Source organism: Campylobacter sp. BCW_4319 (assembly GCF_001764435.1).
Lineage (GTDB): Bacteria > Campylobacterota > Campylobacteria > Campylobacterales > Campylobacteraceae > Campylobacter_D > Campylobacter_D jejuni.
The window spans coordinates 100,398-120,947 of sequence record NZ_MKAQ01000016.1 but is presented as its reverse complement, the minus strand read 5'-3'; the positions used below and the strand labels follow the sequence as shown (position 1 = coordinate 120,947).

Here is a 20,550-nt window from a genome sequence, read left to right as displayed (position 1 = left end):
ATTAAAACCTTTTCTTCTTAACATCTTCTAAGATATTATTAGCTATATCACTTACTGTACTAGAAATAATAGCTGATTCATTAGCAATTTCAACATTATCTTTAGTAGTTTGATCAATTTGAGCTACGCTATCATTGATTTGAGTGATACCTGCAGTTTGTTCTTTAATACTTTCTGCCATATCATTGATAGATTGAACAAGTAAATTAGTATTAGCTTCAATTTCTGATAAAGACTTTTGAGTTCTTTCAGCTAACTTTCTAACTTCATCAGCTACCACTGCAAAGCCTCTACCATGTTCTCCAGCACGAGCTGCTTCAATAGCTGCATTTAAAGCTAAAAGATTGATTTGATCTGCAATATCACCTATAATACCTGTAACATTTTTAATCTCTTCAGATTGAGTGATAACATCACTAGTTTTAACTGAAACATTTTGCATAGAAGAAGTGATCTCTTCTAAAGCTGCTGCAGTTTCTTCTAAAGATTGAGCTTGAGAATTTGAAGAAGTGGTTAAGCTTTGAACAGCAGTTTGTAATTTTCCACTTTCATTAGCTAAAGCATTAGCAAAGTCTGAACTTTGTTTTAGCATTTTAACTATTTCATCACCTAAAGCATTAGTAGTTAATTCTACACTACCGCTAGCATTTTCTAATTTATTTCTAAAGTCTAAGCTTTTGTATTCTTCAAAAATTTTATGAATAGCATTCATATCAGAACCTACTCTAGCTTGTAAAACATCAAGAAGTTTATTTAGAACATTTTTAAGTTCAATCAGTTGTGGGTTTCTTGGATTAGCAGTAATTCTTGCTGTTAAATTACCACCTTCTACAACTGATACGGTTTGAACTGATTCTTTAACGGCTTGATTGTCTTGTTCTAAGCCTCTTTTAGTAGCAAGAATGTTTTCATTGATAGCATTTGAGATTTGTCCAAATTCATCATTGCTTTTTACTTCTATAGTGGAAACATTTTTTGTTTTATAGTTGATAAAATCAAAGAATGAAGTTAAACCTGTTTGGATAGCTGCAAGTGGGGAGAGGTATTTTGATACGATGAAATAAAGGAGGATGACGCTAATAATACTTGTAAAAATAACAATCGCAGTTTGTATAAATGCAATTTTATAAACTGGAGCTTCTATTTGTTCTATTGGCTCTCCAACGCAAGCAGTATAAATTCCAGAAACCTTTGTGCATACAGCAAATCTTTCATTACCATCTTTTGGTCTAGTATACTCAAAAGGTTCAAGATCCTCTTTAGTTTTAGCAAGATTTGCAATTGCACTAATATCATAACCTTTTTGTAAAAGAGCTTTGTCTGTAGAAACAAATACTTTATTTTCTTCATCAAATACAAAAGTTCTACCTGGTAAATTTTCAAATTCAGCTTGCAAATCTGCCGCAAGAATATCTACAGCCAAAACCCCTATAAATTTACCATCTTTATAAAGCGGAATAGAATATGTAAAGCAAGGTAAATTTGTAGTTACATCAATATAAGATGGGGTAATATAAAGTTTATTTGTTTTAACTGCTTCTATATAATACTCTCTTGTTCTAGCATCATAATTATCAGCTTTTCCATAAGTTCCAAAATCTAAATTTTTAGCATCAGAGTCTGGATCGCTTACAACAAGTTCGCCATTTGGTTGAGCAATATAAACTGCTAAGAATCTTCCAGCATCTCTAAAATTCTTTAAATCTTTTCCAACATAATGCATTAAAGCATCTTGACTATCTAACTGTTCTATAGGATGCTTTAAAATACTTTTAGCTAAACTTTCAAGAGCTAAAGAATTTCTTGCCTTAAAAGACTCTATAGAATTTTTAGCCGTTTTAACATAATTTATTTCAGCATTCACAACTTCATGAAAAATTGCTTGCTTTACAAATATAAATGTTACAACACCTAAAATTATCAAACACACTACTGCGATTAAATTTGCAATCAGCGAAACCTTCAATTTTACGCTTTTCATAATTTAAGCGCTCCTTTCTAATATTATTTTATAGAGATATCTACATAAAGTTTTAGAATTATAAATTAAAAAATCTAGATTTTTACTTAAATATAAAAGTAATAAAAAATTTTATTTAAATAAATATCGCTTCGAAAATTCTATGTATTAAGCTTAATATCGTTATAATTTAAAAAATTTATATCGAAAGGAAATATTTTGAAAAAAATTATATTATTTATCTTATCTTTAGGGATATTTTATACTTTCACACAAGCTAAAAATTTAGAGCAAGAACAAAATACTAGTAGCAATTTAGTTAGTGTCAGTATAGCACCTCAAGCATTTTTTGTTAAAAAAATAGCTGCAAATACTCTAGATGTCAATGTTATTTTGCCTCCAAATAGCAATGAGCATAATTTTGAATTTAAACCAAGTACTATGAAAAAACTTGAAAAAAGTGATATTTATTTCACCATAGGCTTAGAATTTGAAAAAGTTTTTACGGATAAATTTAAACAAAATTTTCCAAAACTTCAAGTTATAAATATGCAAAAAAACATAGCTTTGATTCAAACTCATGATACACACGAACACTCTCATGAGCATGAACACCACGAACATGGGCATTTTGATCCTCATACTTGGCTAGATCCTATTTTAGTCCAAACCATGGCTTTAAATATTTATGACACCTTAATTCAAAAATATCCACAAAATGAAAATTTATATAAAGAAAATTTAGATAAATTTTTAGCAGAATTAGATAGTTTAAATTTACAAATTGCCTCAAAATTAGAAAAATTAAAAAATAGAGAATTTGTAGTTTATCATCCTTCTTGGACATATTTTGCAAAACGCTATAATCTTACGCAAATTCCTGTAGAAATTTTAGGTAAGGAACCAAAAAGCAAAGATTTGCAAAAACTTATCACTCTAATGAAAGATAAAAATTTAAAAGTCATTTTTGTTCAAAATGGTTTCCCTGAAAATGCAGCAAAAACACTTGCTAAAGAATGTGATGCAAAAATTTACAAAATAGATCATTTATCTTATGATTGGGAAAATGAGCTTTTAAAAACTGCTGATGCCTTTTCTCATAATTTATAATCAGGTTTTTTGATGCTTTTTTTTGAAATTTCTAATCTAAACTACGCTTATGATAATGAGATCATCTTAAAAAACATCAATCTTAGCTATGACAATAAAGACTTTCTCTCTATCATAGGTCCAAATGGTGCAGGAAAATCAACACTCGTAAAACTTATCTTAGGACTTTTAAAATCCAAAAATGAAATCCATTTCAAAGCTCTTCAAAGAAAAGAAATAGGCTATGTTCCTCAACACACTCTAGCCAATCCTAATTTTTGCCCAAGAGTACTTGAAATCGTTCTTATGGGACTTGTAAGTAAAAAAATTTTTGGTTTTTATGGGAAAAAAGATAAAGAAAAAGCTATGCAAGCTTTAAAAAGTGTAGGAATGGAAAAATTTTGGAACAAAACCATTGATTCTTTAAGCGGAGGACAAAGGCAACGTGTTTTTATCGCAAGAGCCTTAGCTAGTGAATGCAAAATGCTTATTTTAGATGAACCTACCGCAAGCGTTGATAACAAGTCTGCTATACAAATTTTTGAACTTCTAAGCTCTTTGCACCAAAAAGGCATGGGAATTTTACTCATTTGTCACGATATCAACCTTGTATTAGCTTATAGCGATAAAATTGCACATTTAAACAAAGAACTTTTCTTGCATACCAACACTAAAGAAAAAGAAAAAAGTTCATTTTTAAAACATTTATACGAAAACCACTCTCATTTTTGTGATGTAGAAATGAGTTTAAATACTTGTTTTTGCAATGAAGAAAATTGCGATAGTAAAAAACTATGCGAACAAGAATTTACAAGAAGAAATTTGAAAAAAACAGAATTTAAAAAAGAAAATTTTTGTTTAAAATTTTCAAAGGAAAATAATGCTTGAAATTTTAAATTTCACCTTTTTTCAAAACGCTTTACTAGGAGCGATTTTAGTCAGTATAGCTTGTGGGATCATAGGCACTTTGGTGATGATAAATCGCCTTTTTTCTATGGCTGGAGGTATAACACATGGGGCTTTTGGTGGTATAGGTATAGCTTTTTATTTCTCTTTGCCTATTTTATTAAGCACGGGAATATTTACTTTATTTTTGGCTTTTTTAGTAGCTTTTTTAGCTAAACGCTATGAACACAGAAGTGATAGCATTATCGCTGTAATCTGGGCTTTTGGAATGGCTGTTGGGATTATTTTAATCGATTTAAGCCCTAGTTATAACACAGATTTAATGGCTTATCTTTTTGGGAGCATTTTGGCTGTAGGAACACAAGATTTATGGCTTATGGCTTTGGTTGATGGCGTGGTGGTGCTTTTGATCTTTTTATTTTATAGACAATTTGAAGCATTAAGCTTTGATGTGGAATTTACAAAAGTTCGTGGTATCAATACAAGTTTTTTTCATTATCTTTTAATCGCCCTTATGGCTTTTTGTATAGTTATTTCTATACGCCTTGTAGGGCTTATTTTGGTTATGGCTTTACTTAGTATCCCAAGCTTTATTGCTGAAAATTTTACTAAAAGACTTGGCTTTATCATGATTTTGGCAAGTTTTTTAAGTATGATTTTTTGTATTTTAGGACTTATACTTAGCTATTATCTTAATCTCTCAAGCGGTGCTTGCATCATAGCTGTAGCTTGCTTTGGTTTTTTAGTGCATTTGATAGGCAAATTTTTAAAAAGGTAAAGGTGCAAAAAATACTTGGACTTTTATATCTTTTTGCCCTTGTTCTTTAAAATACAAATGTTCGCTCGCCTTAAAAACAAAAAATTTTTCTGCGATTTTTCTTTGTAAATCTTGAGTTTTTTCGCATAAAGGATACACAAGTTTAATATCATAAATTTTAAATTTGCAAGCATAAGCAAACATTTGATACAAATCGCTTTGTGCTATACCCTGTTTTTTCTCATCTTCACTATCATTTGGAATTTTCCATTTGGTATCTAAGATCATTTTATTTTTTATATATAAATCAGGCTTTAACATGAAACAATTTTCATCATTTTTTGAGATTAAATACTTTCCATTGTTTTGAACTTTAATATCTTGAGCTGGATTTACTTTTTTTAGCATATAAGCTACATAATCTTCAAAAATTTTCTCCATAGGAAAAAGCAAAGCAAAAGCTTCATTTTTACCATGATAAGGCATAAAACTTTCATTTTTTAAGAAAATTTTACACCACAAAAGCAAGTTTTCATAATAATCAAAATGTCTTGAAATTTTATAGCTAAAATCTTTTTCATAATTTTTAGAAAATTCTACCTCATCAAGCATTTGCATGGCTTTTATAAGTCTAAATTTATTCAAACTTGTTTTTGATTTTAAAAAATTTAGCGTTGATTTTATCAAACGATTGGGTGCTATATCTAAAACAAACTCATCATTGCTTGTAAAAAATCTTTCTTTGTGTATCAAATTTCGCTTGATATGCTCGTTAAATAGTAATTTTCCCTTTAAAAAAGCCCTATTTTCTTCGCAACTTAGATAAGATCTCATCAAGCCTTTTTTATATACGCTATCAAATTCATCTAAAAACATAGTGATAAACACTTCAAATAAAGGAATTTTAGAACTTTGCAAAGATGAAATTTGTGATTTTTTAAAGGGGAAGTTTTTTAAGGTTTTTAGCATATTTATCAAAAGATTTTTAGGATTAAATTTAAAATCTTGTTCATAAAAATCATTATTTTTAGAAATATTGTCTAATTCATAGTATCTTTTTAGTTTTTCTTTATCGTGATTTGAAGAGCTATCTTCTTTTTTATAGCTATCTAAATTCGTGCATTTTGGCAAGATCTCCAAAACCCCACTTTTAGTCTGTATAATGCCGACATAATTTTTAGCTTTTAAGGTATTTTTATTTTTAAAGCCTAGAAGATTTTCATTATTTTTTGCAAAGTCTTCTAGCTCTTTATAAAACCCTTCGGCCTTTTCTTTGAAAATTTCTTTTAAATCTTCTTTAGAAAAAGCTTGGTGTTCGATGATAGAAAAAGTATTACTTGTTTTCATTATTTATATATTTTTATAAAAGTATCTTTATTCCAATTATTACTATCACTAAATTTATAAACAATCTTATCGCTTTCTATAAATTCTGTCATATTTTTTAAATAATCTTTATTTTCAACACTAATTTCCAACATACCATTTTTATTTAAAACCGCATCAATCAAAGCATAGTCATTGTAAAAATACTCTTGCAAAAGTGGGATGATTCTATTTTTAAAAACCTTTTTTAAACTTTCTAAATTTTCAACACTTATAAAAAATGCGTGTCCTATGGTTTTTTCTCTATCTAGTAAATATTCTATACGAGTGTTTATAGCTTTTAATAATTCTTGTAAATTAATACCTTCACAATCTATAGATAATTTGCTCACATCAGGCATCATCTCTACAAATTCAAATCTTCTTCTTAAAGCTGTATCAAGAGAAGTTATGCTTCTATCGGCTGTATTCATAGTGCCTATGATATAAACATTTTTAGGCACTCCAAATTTTTCACCGCTATAAGGCAAAGTCACTTTTAACTCTTCTTTTTCACCTATCCTTTTACTAGGTTCTATCAAGGTTATAAGCTCACCAAAAATCTTACTCAGATTACCGCGATTAATCTCATCTATGATGATTATATAAGGTTTTAAAGAATTATCATTGTTTTTATTATTTTCAATCTTTGCGGCTAATTGTTTTTCTTCATATGCTTTAAATTTTTTCACTAAATTAAAGTAATAAGTATGAGTTCTATCAGCATAATCTCTATTAAATACCTTTTTAAACATTTCAGTAGCATTGTTAAATTCATCTTTGCATTTTAATAATTCCATAAATATAGATAAATTTAAATTAAAAATTCCATCGAATCTCTCTACGCCTTCACTATAAATCACAATTGTTTTATTATCAATTTCAACAACAAAGAAATTTCCACCCTTTGTTTTACCAATAGGCTCATTTGTTTCCAAAAGCCAATTTAAAAAATTTTCAACCTTTTCTTTTAATTCTATTTTTTTATTCAACTCATCTGCATTTAAGATACTATTCTCATAATTATCCAAAGCTTTTTCGCAAAGTTCTTTAAAAATTCCATCTTTTATTTTATATTCTATTTCTTTAGAATTTTCTTTGCTATCTATGCGAGGCTTTATACCTTCTACAAATTCTTCATATCCATAGCTTTGATGAAAAGTAGTAAATACTATTTGTCCCTTTTTGACATACTCATCAAATTTTGCTTTTTTGTCATCTCTACTTTCTAAATTTTTGCCCAAAATTTCCAAAGCTTTATCTATAGTATGATAAGTTTTTCCTGTCCCTGGAGACCCATAAAGAATTTGATTTAAAGGCATATTTTTATTTTCCATTTTACTTGATATTTGTTGCACATTATTTTCCACTTCTAAGCTTTTACTTTCAAGCGTATTAATATTTATATCTTGAATCTCATTTAGAGGTAATTCTTTAAACCATTGCATATTTAAAATAATTTTATCCACAATTAAATTAATATCATTGCTTAAATTTGAATAATTATAAACTTGATGATTAAATTGTGCATTATACTCATCGACTTTATTTCTTGCTAAATAATTGACTGTCTTATCTTCACTTTCTCCAATACAAACAACAATTTCTCTATTTTCTCTTTTTATACCACAATACACATAAACACCATAAGAAGCTTTATATTCTTGAGTATCCATTCTTATAAATATAATCCATGGGATTTTAGCTACATTTCCTTTTCCATAACTCAAATCAACGTAAAAATCATATTTTTTAAAAAAATTAAAATTAACTACCTCATCTTTAGATGACAATTTGTTCCCATTGTAAGCATTGTGAAAAAAATCTACTAAATACTTTTTAAACCTCTTTTTATCATCAGATGACAATACAATCATAATATATCCTTTATTTTTGATAATTTAAAATTATTATCCAAATATTACAAAATAAACCTGACTATTATATATATTACTTTATATTAGACTTTAATTCAAAAAGATAAGTAAAACTAAATTTTACCATATAATGAAAGTTCTAGCTTTTTTTATATCATTAAAATTTATAGTAGTTTTTTCTTTATTTTCTAAATTTTCTAAAGTGATATTTTCATCATCTACAGCAATGATTTTTGCTTCGAATTTTTCTTTTTCATTGGTTGTGATCTTCACAAGTTCACCTATACTTTTAGCAAAGTGTTCTATCTTGCTAAGTTTTCTTTCAAGTCCTGGTGAAGATACTTCTAAAAAATACTCCCCATTTACAGGTGGCTCTACATCAAAAATAGGCGATAAAATTTCACTAAGCCTTGCACAATCATCAAGATTTACCCCACCTTCTTTTTGCACATAAATTCTATAAATTTTTCTGCCATTTTCACTTACTAGCTCATCATCATAAAAGCTAAGCTCTGCTTCTTTGCAAAGGGCTTCAAGATTCATTTTTATCCTTTTTTATTTTTTCAAAAAGTGCATCCATATGGTTTTGATACTCAAGCCTATCATCAAATTTAAAATGAAAATTCGGACACCTATACCAACCCTGCTCACTCATGCAGTAATTTTGCAAAGCTCTACTTGCCTTTTTTAAAGAAGATAAAATTTTTTCTTGCTCATGAACATTAAAAAACATCTTATCAAGATACACAAAAGCATCATATCTGCCTTTTTTACACTCTACATCCACTACACACAAATTTTTCAAATTTTCATCATCTAAATTTGCTAAAGCTTCAGGGATTAGCTCTTTTAAGATACTTTCAGTGCGTAGTTTTTTAATCTCATTTGGGTTCATAGACTTGCTTGTTCCTCTACTTCTTTATAGCTTTCTATATAATCACCCACTCTCATATCATCGCACCCTTCTATACCTACGCCACATTCATAGCCTTTTGCCACTTCTTTAGCATCATCTTTAAAGCGTTTAAGTGAGCTTACATTTCCCTCATAAACCACAACTCCATCACGGATAAGGCGAATTTTAGCCCCACGGTTAATCACCCCTTCGGTTACCATACAACCTGCAATTTGTCCGATTTTTGGCACATTGATCACTTGTCTAATCTCTGCTTGTCCTAATTGCTCTTCAGAAATAATCGGACTCATCATACCACCAAGCAAGGCTTTTACATCATCTAAAAGATTATAAATCACATTATAAGTTTTAATTTCTACGCCTTTATCTTTAGAACGCTCTTTAACTTCCCCTGTTGGGCGTATGTTAAAACCTAGTACTATAGAGTTTTCACTCGCACTTGCAAGCTCTATATCACTTTGCGTGATTCCTCCTACTCCACTATGAATGATATTCACTTTAATCTCATCATTTCTAAGTTTTTCTAAACTTGCCTTTAAGGCTTCTAAAGATCCTTGCACATCAGCTTTTAAAATAACAGGCAAGGCTTTTAGATTACCTTCTTTGATCTTAGCTCCAAGCTCATCAATGCTAACTTTAGTGGATTTGCTAAGTTCTTTTTGGCGATTGTATTCGTGGCGTTTATTAGCATATTCTCTTGCTTCTTTATCGGTTTTTACTGCGATTAAAATTTCACCTGCATCTGCTACTTCACTAAGCCCTACGATAACCCCACATTCGCCTGGTTTAATTTCTTTTAAGGCTTTACCTTGATCATCGCTCATCGCACGCACTTTTCCATAAGCCTCGCCTGCAACCACGGTACTTCCTACAGTAAGTGTTCCATTTTGCACGATGATAGTAGCCACCGCACCACGCCCTTTTTGCACAGAACTTTCTATAATGCTTGCTTTAGCAAAACTTTTTGGATTGGCTTTAAGTTCTAAAATATCAGCTTGTAAAAGCACGATTTCAAGCAAATCTTCAATCCCCATTCCTGTTTTAGCCGAAACTCCTACAAATTCATAAGATCCGCCCCATTCTACTGGCATGATTTCCATTTCTGCGAGTTGAGTTTTTACCATATCGGGATTTGCTGCTTCTTTATCCATTTTATTAATAGCAATAATAATAGGCACACCTGCTGCTTTAGCATGATTTATCGCTTCTTTAGTTTGTGGTTTTACCCCATCATCTGCGGCTACAACGATGATTACAATATCAGTGATACTTGCACCCCTTGCACGCATAGCAGTAAAAGCTTCGTGACCTGGAGTATCAATAAAAGTAATTTTACGTCCATTTTTTTCTACCATATAAGCACCCACGTGCTGAGTAATACCCCCTGCTTCACCACTTGCAACGCGTGATTTTCTAATATAATCTAACAAAGAAGTTTTACCATGATCAACATGCCCCATGATGGTAATCACAGGTGCTCTAGTCACTAAATCTTTTTCATCAGTCTCTTCTTCATAGTCTTTTACATAATCAAACTCATCAGCCTCGTTAATGATATTGATCTCTATACCAAATTCAGCAGCCAAAATTTCAATCGCATCTTCATCTAAGAAATCATTTTTTGTTGTCATCATTCCAAGCATGAAAAGTTTTGAAATCACTTCACTAGTGCTTTTTCCTATCTTATCAGCGAATTCATACACACGAATTTCTTTAGAAATAGCAACGCTACCTACTTCTTCTACTTCCTTTTTTTCAATCTTTTTAGATGGTTTTTTACGACTTCTTCTTTGAATTCCACCTTCAAGCCCAAAACCCGCAGAATTTCCAACAGCTTGTCTTATAAAATTAGGTTGTTTTTTATTGATATTTTGTGGTTTTTCTTGTTCTTTTACACTAAAATCAGGTAATACTACCTCATCTTCATCATCTAAAGAAATATCACCAAAATCATGTTCATCTAAAAAATTCATTTTTTCGGTACTTTCTTTTTTACTCGCAACAAAAGATTTTTTTTCTTTTTTCTTTTTCTTTAAACTCTCATCAGCATTTGAAAACATAGTTTTTAAACTTAAGCGCTCTTCATTATTGATAGATATATCATTTGAATTTTTTACTTCTTCTTTTTTAACTTGAATTTCTTCTTCGTCTTTTTTCTTTTTAACAATAACAAGTCCGCGTCTTTTGGCTAAAGTTGCACTAGCAAGGCTTTGTGGCTTATGAGCATCAATAATTTCTTGTTTTTCTTCCTCTTTTGCATTTTCTTTTTCAATTTTTAATTCTTCTTTTTTAACTTCTTGTTTAAGCTTTTCTTCTTTTTTAGGTTCTTTTTTTTCAGATTCATTTAGCTTTTCTTGTTCTTTTATATTTTCTTTTTTAGGCTTTTTTGCCGTAGGAGTTTTGATATTTTTCTTAAAAGCTTCTGGAATTTCTCTTGTTTGTATATACTCATAAATAGCTGCCGCAATCTCAGGTTCTACAGCATTTGATGCTGTTTTAATTCCAAGTCCTAATTCATTTGCCTTTTCAATAATTTCCTTACTATCATAACCTAATTCTTTTGCGATTTCATGAATTCTAATCTTTGCCATTTAAAAATATCTCCTTAAGTCCTTGCTGAGTAATTTTAGTATTTAAATTTTTACATATTTTAGAAAATGCTTTTTGTAAGACTTTATCTTCTCTCTCAATACAATTTTGACATAAATATCCGCTTCTTCCATGTTCTGCTTTAGGCACAATATCTCCTAAAACAACTTTAAATCTAAATAACATATTTTGCTCAAAGCGGTTTTTACACACTATGCACATTCTAATTGGTATATGTTTTTTCAAAATTATATCTTTTTTTTATATTTTTTAGCAAATTTCAAAGCCATTATCATCAAATTCTAAATATTGCACACGAAAATCTTTAAATTTTGTTTGTATTTTCTTTGCCAAAGCTAAAGCATCATCTTTAAAAGCTAAAGAAAAAAAGCTCGATCCCGAACCTGAAAGTGTGCTCATTAAAGCTTTATTTTCTAAGGCAAATTTTTGCACTTCAAAAAGTTCGGGTAAGTTTTTCATACGATTGATTTCATGGAGCTTATCTTGACTTGCAAATTTTAAAAATTCATATTTTTTCTCCAAAAAACAAGCGGTTAAAAATGAAGCATGAGAAAGGTTGAAAACCGCATCATTAAAACTTAAATTTTTGGCCAAAGCTTGGCGTGATTGTTCCGTGCTCATTGCCAAATTTGGGATCACAACCACAGCAGCTAAATCTTTATCAATCTCTTTTTTGATACTATAAACTTTATTTTTTTCAACCAAAGAACACACAAAACCACCAAGAGTAGCTGGAGCGATATTATCTGGATGGTTTTCATAAATTAAAGCTTCATCTAAAATACGTTCTTTTTCTACCTTAAATCCACTCATATAATAAGCACTGGCAATAGCTCCAACAATCACAGCTGAAGAGCTTCCTAATCCTCTTGAAAGAGGAATGTTATTTTGAAAAATAAAACGAAAATTATCTTTTTTTCCGCTTAGTTTTTCATAAATTTCATAAAAAATATTTACAAATATATTGTTTTTTTTAAGAAAAATATTATCACTTCCCTCGCCTCCAATACTAATGCTAAAAACACCTGATTTTTGGATTTGAGTTTCATTAAAAAGCTTTAAACTAAGTCCTAAACAATCAAAACCTGGCCCTAAATTCGCACTCGTAGCTGGAACTAAAATTTTCAAATTTCATCCTAAATTGCATCTAAAAAATAAAAGGGAAGATTATCATTATTTAGTTTAAGCTCTTGTAAATTTTTTGGTAAAAAAAACTCTGCTGGGATATTTTGCTCTAAACAAATTTCACCTTCCTTATATACAAAACAAAAATTTTTATTTGCACTTATGGGTTTATAGCCATTTAATTCAAAAGCACTCACCGCAAATAAAGGAATATTTTTTACTATACTTAAAGTACTCAAACCTACATAAGAAATTTTAATCCCCATATAAGAACCTGGACCATTAGCATAGATTAAACTTGTAAAATCATATTCTTTAAGCAATTCATCTAAAATTTTTGGTAAAAATTCGCTTGCTTTTTCTTCACTTTTATAAGTTTTTATAAGTTTATCATCTTGATAAATTCCGATCATTAAAGGCTTAGATAAAGCATTAAGCAAAAGAGAGGTTTTTATGCAAATACCTTTTCATAAGCTTTTTGGGTTGTTTTTTCAAGGCTTAAAATTTCATAAGCATCTTTATCTTTTAAAACTTCTTTAGTAAGTAAATGATTTAAATGATGACTCCCAGCATATGAAATATAATCCCCAAAAACACGATATCCAAGTAAGGTTAAATCTCCAATTGCATCTAAAATTTTATGTCTTACAAACTCATCTTTGAAACGCAAACCCTCAGGATTTAAAATACGATTTTCATCTACCACTATAGTATTTTCTAAACTTCCACCTAGTGCTAAATTCATACTCCTAAGAGCTTGAACATCTTTTAAAAAACCAAAAGTTCTAGCCCTTGCTATGTTTTCTATATAATTTTTTTTGCTGAATTCAAAATTGTAACTTTGTTCACCTATAACAGCATTGTCAAATTTAATTGTGTAATTAATACGGGGTTCTTTAGTAGGAGTTAAACGCACAAATTTATTACCATCTCTTACTTCTACAGGCTTTTTAATTACCATAATTTTTTTAGGCGCATCAAGTTCTTTTACCCCTGCTTCATCAAGCATCATACAAAAACTAATACTTGATCCATCCATAACAGGAGCTTCATTTGCATTTAAAACTATGCGTACATTATCGATTCCATAAGCATTAATCGCACTCATTAAATGCTCTATTGTAGAAATAAATCCACGATCATCTCCTAAAACAGTTGCCATTTGAGTATTGATCACATTTTCAGGACTTGCCTTATAGCTTGCATTAAGATCGCTTCTAAAAAATACTATACCACTATTTGCTTCTAAAGGCTCTAAAGTAATTTCTATGGGTTCACCCTTATGAAGTCCTATACCTACGCCTTTGACAGTTTTTGCTAAAGTTAATTGTTTCATTAATTTTTTCCTAAAATTATCTTTTTACCATCATTTAAAACATTGTAAATATTATTTTCTACCCATTTTTTATCTTGCCATTGTTCAGGACGCGTTTCAACCCCTTGAACCAAAACTCCAAAATGCAAATGATCGCCTAAGGCTAAACCACTTGTTCCTGTTTTACCTATAATGCTTTGTTTATTAATCATTTCATCTAAATCAACATTTTTAGAAGAACAGTGCCCATAAAGACTATATACTCCAAAACCATGATAAACAATTAAATTTAAACCATAAATTCCATTTTCAGCAGCAAAAACAACCTTGCCTGCGTTATTACTTATGATAGGAGCTTGTGCTACGCTTGCTAGATCAAGCCCCATATGATAAGAATCACTCACAAATTGCCCATTATAAGAATAATACCTATGATCAGCAAAATCCGCTACTTTCATACCATTTTTAAGAGGTAAAAATAAATTCAAATCAAAATTATCAATTTTTTCCTCAGGTACTTTTGAAGTGATTTCATGGATAAGTTCTTCATTGCTATTTCTTAAAGTTTCATTGACAAACTTAAATTTTTCATAACGATTGAGATTATTATCTTTTGGAGCGTATTGATTGGCTAAATTCTCAATCTTTCCATCTAAAAATTTATCCGTTAAATTAATATTTGAAACACGATATTTACGATTAACAAAATAATACCTTATACGTTCTTTTGAAATATTTCCCGCTTTATCCGTAGCGATAACAAATGCGCGAAATTCCTCATCTCTTGCATCCCAAGCAATCAAAGCCGCATAATACCCTTCTTTTACATAAGGTGTAACTTTAAAGATTTTACCTTTATTTGTTTCTATATACACCTTATCTAAATTAGCATCTTCGGCCTTAAAAACAACTGCCCCAGCACCGCCTTGCTCGATTTGGTAAGAATTGCTTATGATATTGATTTTTGGAGCCGTATTATCTACTAATACCGCAATTTGTTTTCTTGCTTCATTGCCACTAAAAAAATTCCAAAAACTAGAATCTTTAGCTATCACCTCCAAAACAAAAGATTTTACATTTTCTTTGTAACCAAATTTTGGCAAAGCAACTTGTAAGGTAATATCTTTTAAATTAGAAATCTTTTCATCTGCTATAACCATTGCACTAGTATTGTCGTCTTTATGCAATATAATTTGTACATTTTTGATAGAACTTTCATCATCTTTAACATGCACTAAAATAGGTTTTTTAAGATCAGTATATACAACATCTGGCATTAAAATTTGAGGAGGATTTTTTTCAAAAATACTTAATCTTGAAATAAAAAAAATCAAAATTGCTATTAAAACTAAAATTAAAACAGATAAATAAGTTTTGCCTTTTCTTTTTGCCATAACCTTCCTTAAAAATTTTCAATGTTTTTGTTGTTTTTAGTATAAATTCTATTATATTTTCAGTAAATATCTAGCAAATTTATAAAATTTCTCTTAGAGTATTAGCCTGTTTCATCCATTCTCTTAATTCATCATTTTTGTCTAATTGTATCATTTGTTTACATCTCTCTAATTCTTGTTGAAAAAAATCAATAGAACTTAATAAGTTATCTTTATTTTGTAAAAAAATACTTTCCCACATTTGTGGCGATGATTTGGCAATTCTGCTCATACCTTTAAAAGATCCTCCAGCTAAATGAACAATATTTCTTTTATCCTCTTCTTTCATTACAAAATTTGCCAAAGAAAAACTTATAACATGAGGCAAATGAGAAATAATAGCAGCATGATGATCATGGGCTTTACTATCCATAAAAACAATTTTCATCCCTAAATGAGAAAAAATTTCTACTGCTCTTTTTTGATGCAAATCATCAGCTATTTCACTATCGCAAAGAACACAAACTGCATCTTTATAAAGCTCTTTAAAAGCCGCTTTTGGACCTGAATTTTCAGTTCCTGTCATAGGATGAGCAAAAAGAGTTTGTTTGATTAAATTCTTAGGCAAACTTTCTATAATTTTTCTTTTTGTACTTCCAAGCTCTATAATTGTTACATTAGAAGGCAAATCAACTAACTTTTGCAAAATTTCTATAATAGCATTAACAGGAGTTGCGACAAAAATCATATCACATAAAGCTAAATCTTTAAATTCTATAAGCTCATGAATAAGACCTAATCGCAGGGCATCTTTTTCATTTTCTTTACTTAAATCCATACCATAAACACAAGAAATAAGCTTATTTTCTTTCAAACAAAGCCCTAAAGATCCGCCCATAAGCCCAAGCCCTATAATTGCTATTTTCATACTTTCTACCTTAGTTTTTTTGTTAAATTTTTTTTGCTATTATACAGCTTTTAATAAAGCTTTAGGTAAAAAATCAATGAAAAAACATCTTATTAGTATTTGTGCTTTAGTTGCTATAGCCAATGCAGCAACCATTAAAGATATTAAATTTATCGGATTAAATCATTTATCGAACACAAGCGCTATAAATATCACGGGGCTTAAAATAGGCGAGGAAATAAATCCTGCAAAAATCAACACTGCTATTCTTAATCTTTATAAACAAAATTATTTCGAAAATATTGCAGTAGAAAACAACAATGGAATTTTGGAAATTATAGTTACCGAAAAACCAACTATAGCAAAGGTTACTATCACAGGTATAGCTTCAAATGATAGAAAACAAGTTGAAAGTATTTTAGGGATTAAAAGAGGCACACTACTTGATGAAGGAAGTATAAAAGAAGCTATTGAACGCATTAAAGCTTATTATGAAGCAAAAAGTTATTTTGATACTATTGTAGAATACAAAAAAAAGACTTTAGAAAATACCGATGGACTAGAGCTTGAATTTATAGTAAATCGTGGCGAAAATATCATTATTGATAATGTTCATTTAAGTGGAGCCAAGAAATTTTCATATTCTGATATAGAACCTGCTGTTGTTAACAAAGAAAAAGAATTTATGGGATGGATGTGGGGACGCAATGATGGAAAATTAAAAGTTTTTGAACTTAGTAACGATAGTTCAAGAATTGCTGATGAATATATGAAAAAAGGATATTTAGATGTTCAAGTATCCTCGCCTTATCTTAAAACCTACACAGATACTTATCAAGCAAATTTGACTTATTTTATCAAAGAAGGAAAGCCTTATAAAATTAAAAGTATAAGCATAGAAAATCCTTTATTTGATGATAAACAAAATGCACAAACCGTAAAAGATTTAAGATCAAGTGCTGGCAAAACTATCAATATTGAAGACATTAGAAAAGATGTTAAAACCATAGAAACACAAAGTGCTGATTTGGGTTATGCGTTTGTAGAAGTCTATCCTGATATTCAAAAAAATGATCAAACTCAAGAAGCCACCGTTGTATTTAAAGTAATCCCTCACGATAAAGTTTATATAAGAAATGTTATTATTTCAGGAAATTCACGTACTGTAGATCGCGTCATACGCCGAGAATTATATATAACAGAAGGTAATTTATACAATAGAACAGACTTAAGCGAGTCAAAAAATGCTTTAAAAAGAACTTCTTATTTTGACGATGTAAATATCAAAGAAGAAAAAGTTGATGATACACATATTGATTTGATTGTTGATGTTAAAGAAGCTTCTACAGGAGCTATTTCTGGAGGCATTGGCTATGGATCAAGCGATGGTATTTTGCTTAACGCTTCTTTATCAGATACAAATATCTTTGGTTCAGGAATAAAAAGCTCTGTAAGCGTAGATAAAAGCGATGATACCTTATCAGGAAGGATTAGTCTCATAAATCCACGCGTTCTTGATAGTCAATATAGTCTGGGTGGAACACTTTATTCAAATGACTATGAATGGGATAATTATTCAGAAAAAAATTACGGCTTTGATATAACAGTTGGACGCCAATTTGCAAGATACTATAATGTAAGCTTAACTTATAATCTTGAACAAAGCGATATATACCACTTAAGTCCAACTCTTTTAAGAACAGGATATGAACTTGGCAAAAGTATTAAAAGCTCTATAACTCCAGCAATCACCTTTAACAATACAGATGATTATTATCTGCCACGATCAGGTATCATTGCTTCAACTAGTTTAGAATACGCTGGACTTGGCGGAGATCAAGAATTTATTTCATCAAGCTCTAAATTTAACTTTTATCAAGGTTTACAAGACTATATAGGATATGATCTTATTTATCGCTATAAAGCGAGTTTTTATAAAGTATGGGATGAAGGCTATTTACCGATTAATCAAAGAATTTATTTAGGTGGTATTAGATCGATACGCGGTTTTGAAAGCAGAACAGTAAGTCCTAAAAACCAATGGGGAGATGAAGTAGGTGGAACCATAGCTTTTGCCAATTCTGTAGAACTTAGTTTTCCTTTGATTGATAGAATCAAACTTCGTGGTAGCGTGTTTTTTGATTATGGTATGATAGGACGTAAAAATTTAGATGAAATAAAAAGAATGAGTACAGGTATAGGCATTGAATGGATTACACCAATTGGGCCTTTACAGCTTGTATTTGCCAAACCTCTTAATGATAAAAAAGGTGATGATACTAATAGTTTTGAATTTAATCTTGGAACACGCTTTTAATGAAAGAATTTTTAGATGCTTGCTTGAATGCAAATTTGCAAATACGCAAGTATCTAAACAATATCCCACAAAATGATCTTAAACTTTGCTCTAAATTAGGCTATGATAAAAATCAAGGCTATGAGCTTGACTTAAAATGTGAACAAATTTTCATAAAATATCTTAGTTGTTTTGGACAAATTTTTTCTGAAGAAAGCGGATTGATCGGAAAAGCTAGCCCAAAACAAATGATTCTTGATCCTTTGGATGGAAGTTCAAATTTTGTTTCTAAAATACCATTTTATGGAACTTCTATAGCTCTTATGGAAAAAGATCAGGCAAAAAGCGCTTTTGTTTGCAATCTTGTCAGTCAAGAAATTTTTGCTTTTAATAACAATCAAGCTTTTAAATCCAATCTTTCCGATCCAAAATACTCACCCTTAACACCTAATCTATTTTCTAAAATAGGTATAGTTGAAAAAATTTCACTTCATCCAGAACTTCTCGATTTTTTAACAAAAAATCAATTAAAATTTCGCTCTTTGGGTGCAACAGCCTTAAGTCTTGCTTATGCTTCGTATTTTAGTTTTGTATTAATTCTTGGAAAAACACGAATTTTTGATACAGCAGCTGCTTTAGCAATTCATCAAAATTTATATATAGAAAAAAATGAAAATTTCCTTCTCCTAAGCCAAGACAAGAAAATTTTTGATATAATCTTGGAATTTTTAAAAAATAATTAGGTGAATATATGAATTTTGCAGATATTTTTTCAAAGATCAGAAGACAACAACCTAGTATTAAAGAAGCTCCAAATCACTGGGTAAAATGCCAAAGTTGTCATGCTTTGATGTATTATAAAGAAATAGAATCTTGTTTTAATGTTTGTCCTAAATGCAATTATCACATGAGAATTTCAGCTGATGAACGTATTAAACTTTTAAGCGATGAAGGCAGTTTTATTGAGTATGATGCAAATTTAGAAGCTATAGATCCTTTAAAATTTGTTGATAGCAAATCCTATAAAAAACGCCTTAGCGAAGGTGAAAGTAAAACAGGTAGAAAAAGTTCTGTCATCAGCGGAGAATGTGAAATCAACAGTTTAAAAACCCAACTTGTTGTATTTGATTTTTCTTTTATGGGTGGATCTTTAGGTTCTGTTGAAGGAGAAAAAATCGTTAGAGCTATACAAAGAGCCATCACAAGTAAAACCCCTCTTGTCATCGTAAGTGCAAGTGGTGGAGCTAGAATGCAAGAAAGTACTTATTCTTTGATGCAAATGAGCAAAACTAGTGCCGCGCTTAAACTTCTTAGCAAAGAAAAACTTCCTTATATTAGTATTTTAACTAATCCTACTATGGGTGGGGTAAGTGCTTCTTTTGCTTGGCTTGGAGATTTAATCATCGCTGAACCTGAAGCTTTAGTAGGTTTTGCTGGTGCAAGAGTTATCAAACAAACTATAGGAGCAGATTTACCTGAAGGTTTTCAAAAAGCAGAGTTCTTGTTAGAACATGGACTTATAGATGCTATAGTTGAAAGAGGAGAACAAAAACAATATCTTAGCGATGTACTAAAATTTTTTAGTGGAAAATAATTTGCAAGTTAATATCTTTTGTATTCAAAAAAGTGATGAATTTAAAACTTGGAGTGAGAAATACTCTAAACTCATCTCCAAATACGCCACTTTAAAAGAAATAAATGTTTTTAATAAAAAAATAGCCTTAGCTCAAAATTTAAATGCCATAGAAGCAAAAAAAAGCTATGAAGAAGCTTTTATGCCTTATAAAAAAGGCTATTGTATCGCTCTTGATGAAAAAGGGAAAGATCTTACAAGTATAGAATTTGCAAAACTCATCCAAGATAAAAATGAATTAAGTTTTTTTATAGGCGGTGCTTATGGTTTAAGAGAAGAATTTAATCAAAGTTTGGATTTTAGACTATCATTAAGCAAACTTACTTTAGCACATCAATTTGTTAAAACCTTACTTTTAGAACAAATTTATCGTGCATTTTGTATCAACAACAATCACCCTTATCACAAATAGAAAGTTTTA

General features: G+C 30.0%; 19 protein-coding genes. 7 read left to right on the top strand and 12 right to left on the bottom strand.

The annotated features are described in order from the left end of the window. Position 1 precedes the first annotated feature (1 nt). Positions 2 to 1,981, bottom strand: a complete 1,980-nt coding sequence (locus tag AJN56_RS05905; RefSeq protein WP_009881803.1) for a methyl-accepting chemotaxis protein — start codon at positions 1,979 to 1,981, stop codon at positions 2 to 4. A gap of 198 nt (positions 1,982 to 2,179) precedes the next feature. Between AJN56_RS05905 and AJN56_RS05900 the strand changes: the two genes are divergently transcribed. From AJN56_RS05900 to AJN56_RS05890, 3 genes are read left to right on the top strand one after another with little or no spacing between them, the layout of a single operon-like run. Beyond that, positions 2,180 to 3,070 carry a metal ABC transporter solute-binding protein, Zn/Mn family gene (locus AJN56_RS05900; protein WP_002864655.1) on the top strand — a complete coding sequence of 297 codons (891 nt, stop codon included), beginning with the start codon at positions 2,180 to 2,182 and terminating at the stop codon, positions 3,068 to 3,070. A 12-nt stretch (positions 3,071 to 3,082) separates the two neighbouring features. Then, a complete protein-coding gene (locus AJN56_RS05895) occupies positions 3,083 to 3,937 on the top strand; it encodes an ABC transporter ATP-binding protein (protein ID WP_002854487.1) in 855 nt (284 codons plus the stop codon). Next, complete coding sequence (locus tag AJN56_RS05890) at positions 3,930 to 4,733, top strand: metal ABC transporter permease (RefSeq protein WP_002864656.1); 804 nt, start codon at positions 3,930 to 3,932, stop codon at positions 4,731 to 4,733. The genes AJN56_RS05895 and AJN56_RS05890 overlap by 8 nt, the downstream gene beginning before the upstream one ends. Here AJN56_RS05890 and AJN56_RS05885 read toward each other — a convergent pair. The 11 genes from AJN56_RS05885 to AJN56_RS05835 form a co-directional block, all read right to left on the bottom strand. Beyond that, on the bottom strand, positions 4,722 to 6,059 hold the full coding sequence (locus AJN56_RS05885; protein ID WP_070246424.1) for an McrC family protein: 1,338 nt from the start codon (positions 6,057 to 6,059) through the stop codon (positions 4,722 to 4,724). The genes AJN56_RS05890 and AJN56_RS05885 overlap by 12 nt on opposite strands. Further along, entirely contained in the window at positions 6,059 to 7,954 is a 1,896-nt protein-coding gene (locus tag AJN56_RS05880) for an AAA family ATPase (RefSeq protein ID WP_002868932.1), read from the bottom strand. Before AJN56_RS05880 ends, AJN56_RS05885 begins: the two co-directional genes overlap by 1 nt. A gap of 120 nt (positions 7,955 to 8,074) precedes the next feature. Further along, complete coding sequence (rimP, locus tag AJN56_RS05875) at positions 8,075 to 8,497, bottom strand: ribosome maturation factor RimP (protein WP_002868934.1); 423 nt, start codon at positions 8,495 to 8,497, stop codon at positions 8,075 to 8,077. After that, complete coding sequence (gene rbfA, locus AJN56_RS05870) at positions 8,487 to 8,849, bottom strand: 30S ribosome-binding factor RbfA (RefSeq protein ID WP_002868935.1); 363 nt, start codon at positions 8,847 to 8,849, stop codon at positions 8,487 to 8,489. The genes rimP and rbfA overlap by 11 nt, the downstream gene beginning before the upstream one ends. Further along, positions 8,846 to 11,461, bottom strand: a complete 2,616-nt coding sequence (gene infB / locus AJN56_RS05865) for a translation initiation factor IF-2 (RefSeq protein ID WP_002851655.1) — start codon at positions 11,459 to 11,461, stop codon at positions 8,846 to 8,848. Before infB ends, rbfA begins: the two co-directional genes overlap by 4 nt. Continuing rightward, entirely contained in the window at positions 11,448 to 11,705 is a 258-nt protein-coding gene (locus tag AJN56_RS05860) for a DUF448 domain-containing protein (protein ID WP_002859353.1), read from the bottom strand. The genes infB and AJN56_RS05860 overlap by 14 nt, the downstream gene beginning before the upstream one ends. 24 nt (positions 11,706 to 11,729) lie before the next feature. Further along, positions 11,730 to 12,608, bottom strand: coding sequence for a homoserine kinase (thrB, locus tag AJN56_RS05855; protein WP_002851909.1), 879 nt, complete (start codon positions 12,606 to 12,608; stop codon positions 11,730 to 11,732). An 8-nt stretch (positions 12,609 to 12,616) separates the two neighbouring features. Continuing rightward, the gene (locus AJN56_RS05850; protein ID WP_011812688.1) at positions 12,617 to 13,018 is read right to left on the bottom strand and encodes a tRNA threonylcarbamoyladenosine biosynthesis protein TsaB; all 402 of its coding nucleotides are present in this window, start codon (positions 13,016 to 13,018) and stop codon (positions 12,617 to 12,619) included. Positions 13,019 to 13,056: 38 nt separating this feature from the next. Continuing rightward, positions 13,057 to 13,941, bottom strand: coding sequence for a UDP-3-O-acyl-N-acetylglucosamine deacetylase (gene lpxC / locus AJN56_RS05845; RefSeq protein WP_070246426.1), 885 nt, complete (start codon positions 13,939 to 13,941; stop codon positions 13,057 to 13,059). Then, the gene (locus AJN56_RS05840; RefSeq protein WP_002868939.1) at positions 13,941 to 15,314 is read right to left on the bottom strand and encodes a M23 family metallopeptidase; all 1,374 of its coding nucleotides are present in this window, start codon (positions 15,312 to 15,314) and stop codon (positions 13,941 to 13,943) included. The genes lpxC and AJN56_RS05840 overlap by 1 nt, the downstream gene beginning before the upstream one ends. Positions 15,315 to 15,393: 79 nt before the next feature. Further along, on the bottom strand, positions 15,394 to 16,221 hold the full coding sequence (locus tag AJN56_RS05835; protein WP_002860956.1) for a prephenate dehydrogenase: 828 nt from the start codon (positions 16,219 to 16,221) through the stop codon (positions 15,394 to 15,396). Positions 16,222 to 16,297: 76 nt separating this feature from the next. On the opposite strand from AJN56_RS05835, the gene bamA reads away from it, so the two are divergent. From bamA to AJN56_RS05815, 4 genes are read left to right on the top strand one after another with little or no spacing between them, the layout of a single operon-like run. After that, positions 16,298 to 18,517 (top strand): outer membrane protein assembly factor BamA, encoded by a 2,220-nt coding sequence (gene bamA, locus AJN56_RS05830; protein ID WP_002866741.1) that lies wholly within the window; start codon positions 16,298 to 16,300, stop codon positions 18,515 to 18,517. After that, the gene (locus AJN56_RS05825; RefSeq protein WP_002866740.1) at positions 18,517 to 19,239 is read left to right on the top strand and encodes an inositol monophosphatase family protein; all 723 of its coding nucleotides are present in this window, start codon (positions 18,517 to 18,519) and stop codon (positions 19,237 to 19,239) included. Before bamA ends, AJN56_RS05825 begins: the two co-directional genes overlap by 1 nt. 8 nt (positions 19,240 to 19,247) lie before the next feature. After that, positions 19,248 to 20,090 (top strand): acetyl-CoA carboxylase, carboxyltransferase subunit beta, encoded by an 843-nt coding sequence (accD, locus tag AJN56_RS05820; protein ID WP_002868940.1) that lies wholly within the window; start codon positions 19,248 to 19,250, stop codon positions 20,088 to 20,090. Position 20,091: 1 nt separating this feature from the next. Beyond that, positions 20,092 to 20,541: a 23S rRNA (pseudouridine(1915)-N(3))-methyltransferase RlmH gene (locus AJN56_RS05815; RefSeq protein ID WP_002857335.1), complete on the top strand. Its 450-nt coding sequence runs from the start codon at positions 20,092 to 20,094 to the stop codon at positions 20,539 to 20,541. Positions 20,542 to 20,550: the final 9 nt, after the last annotated feature.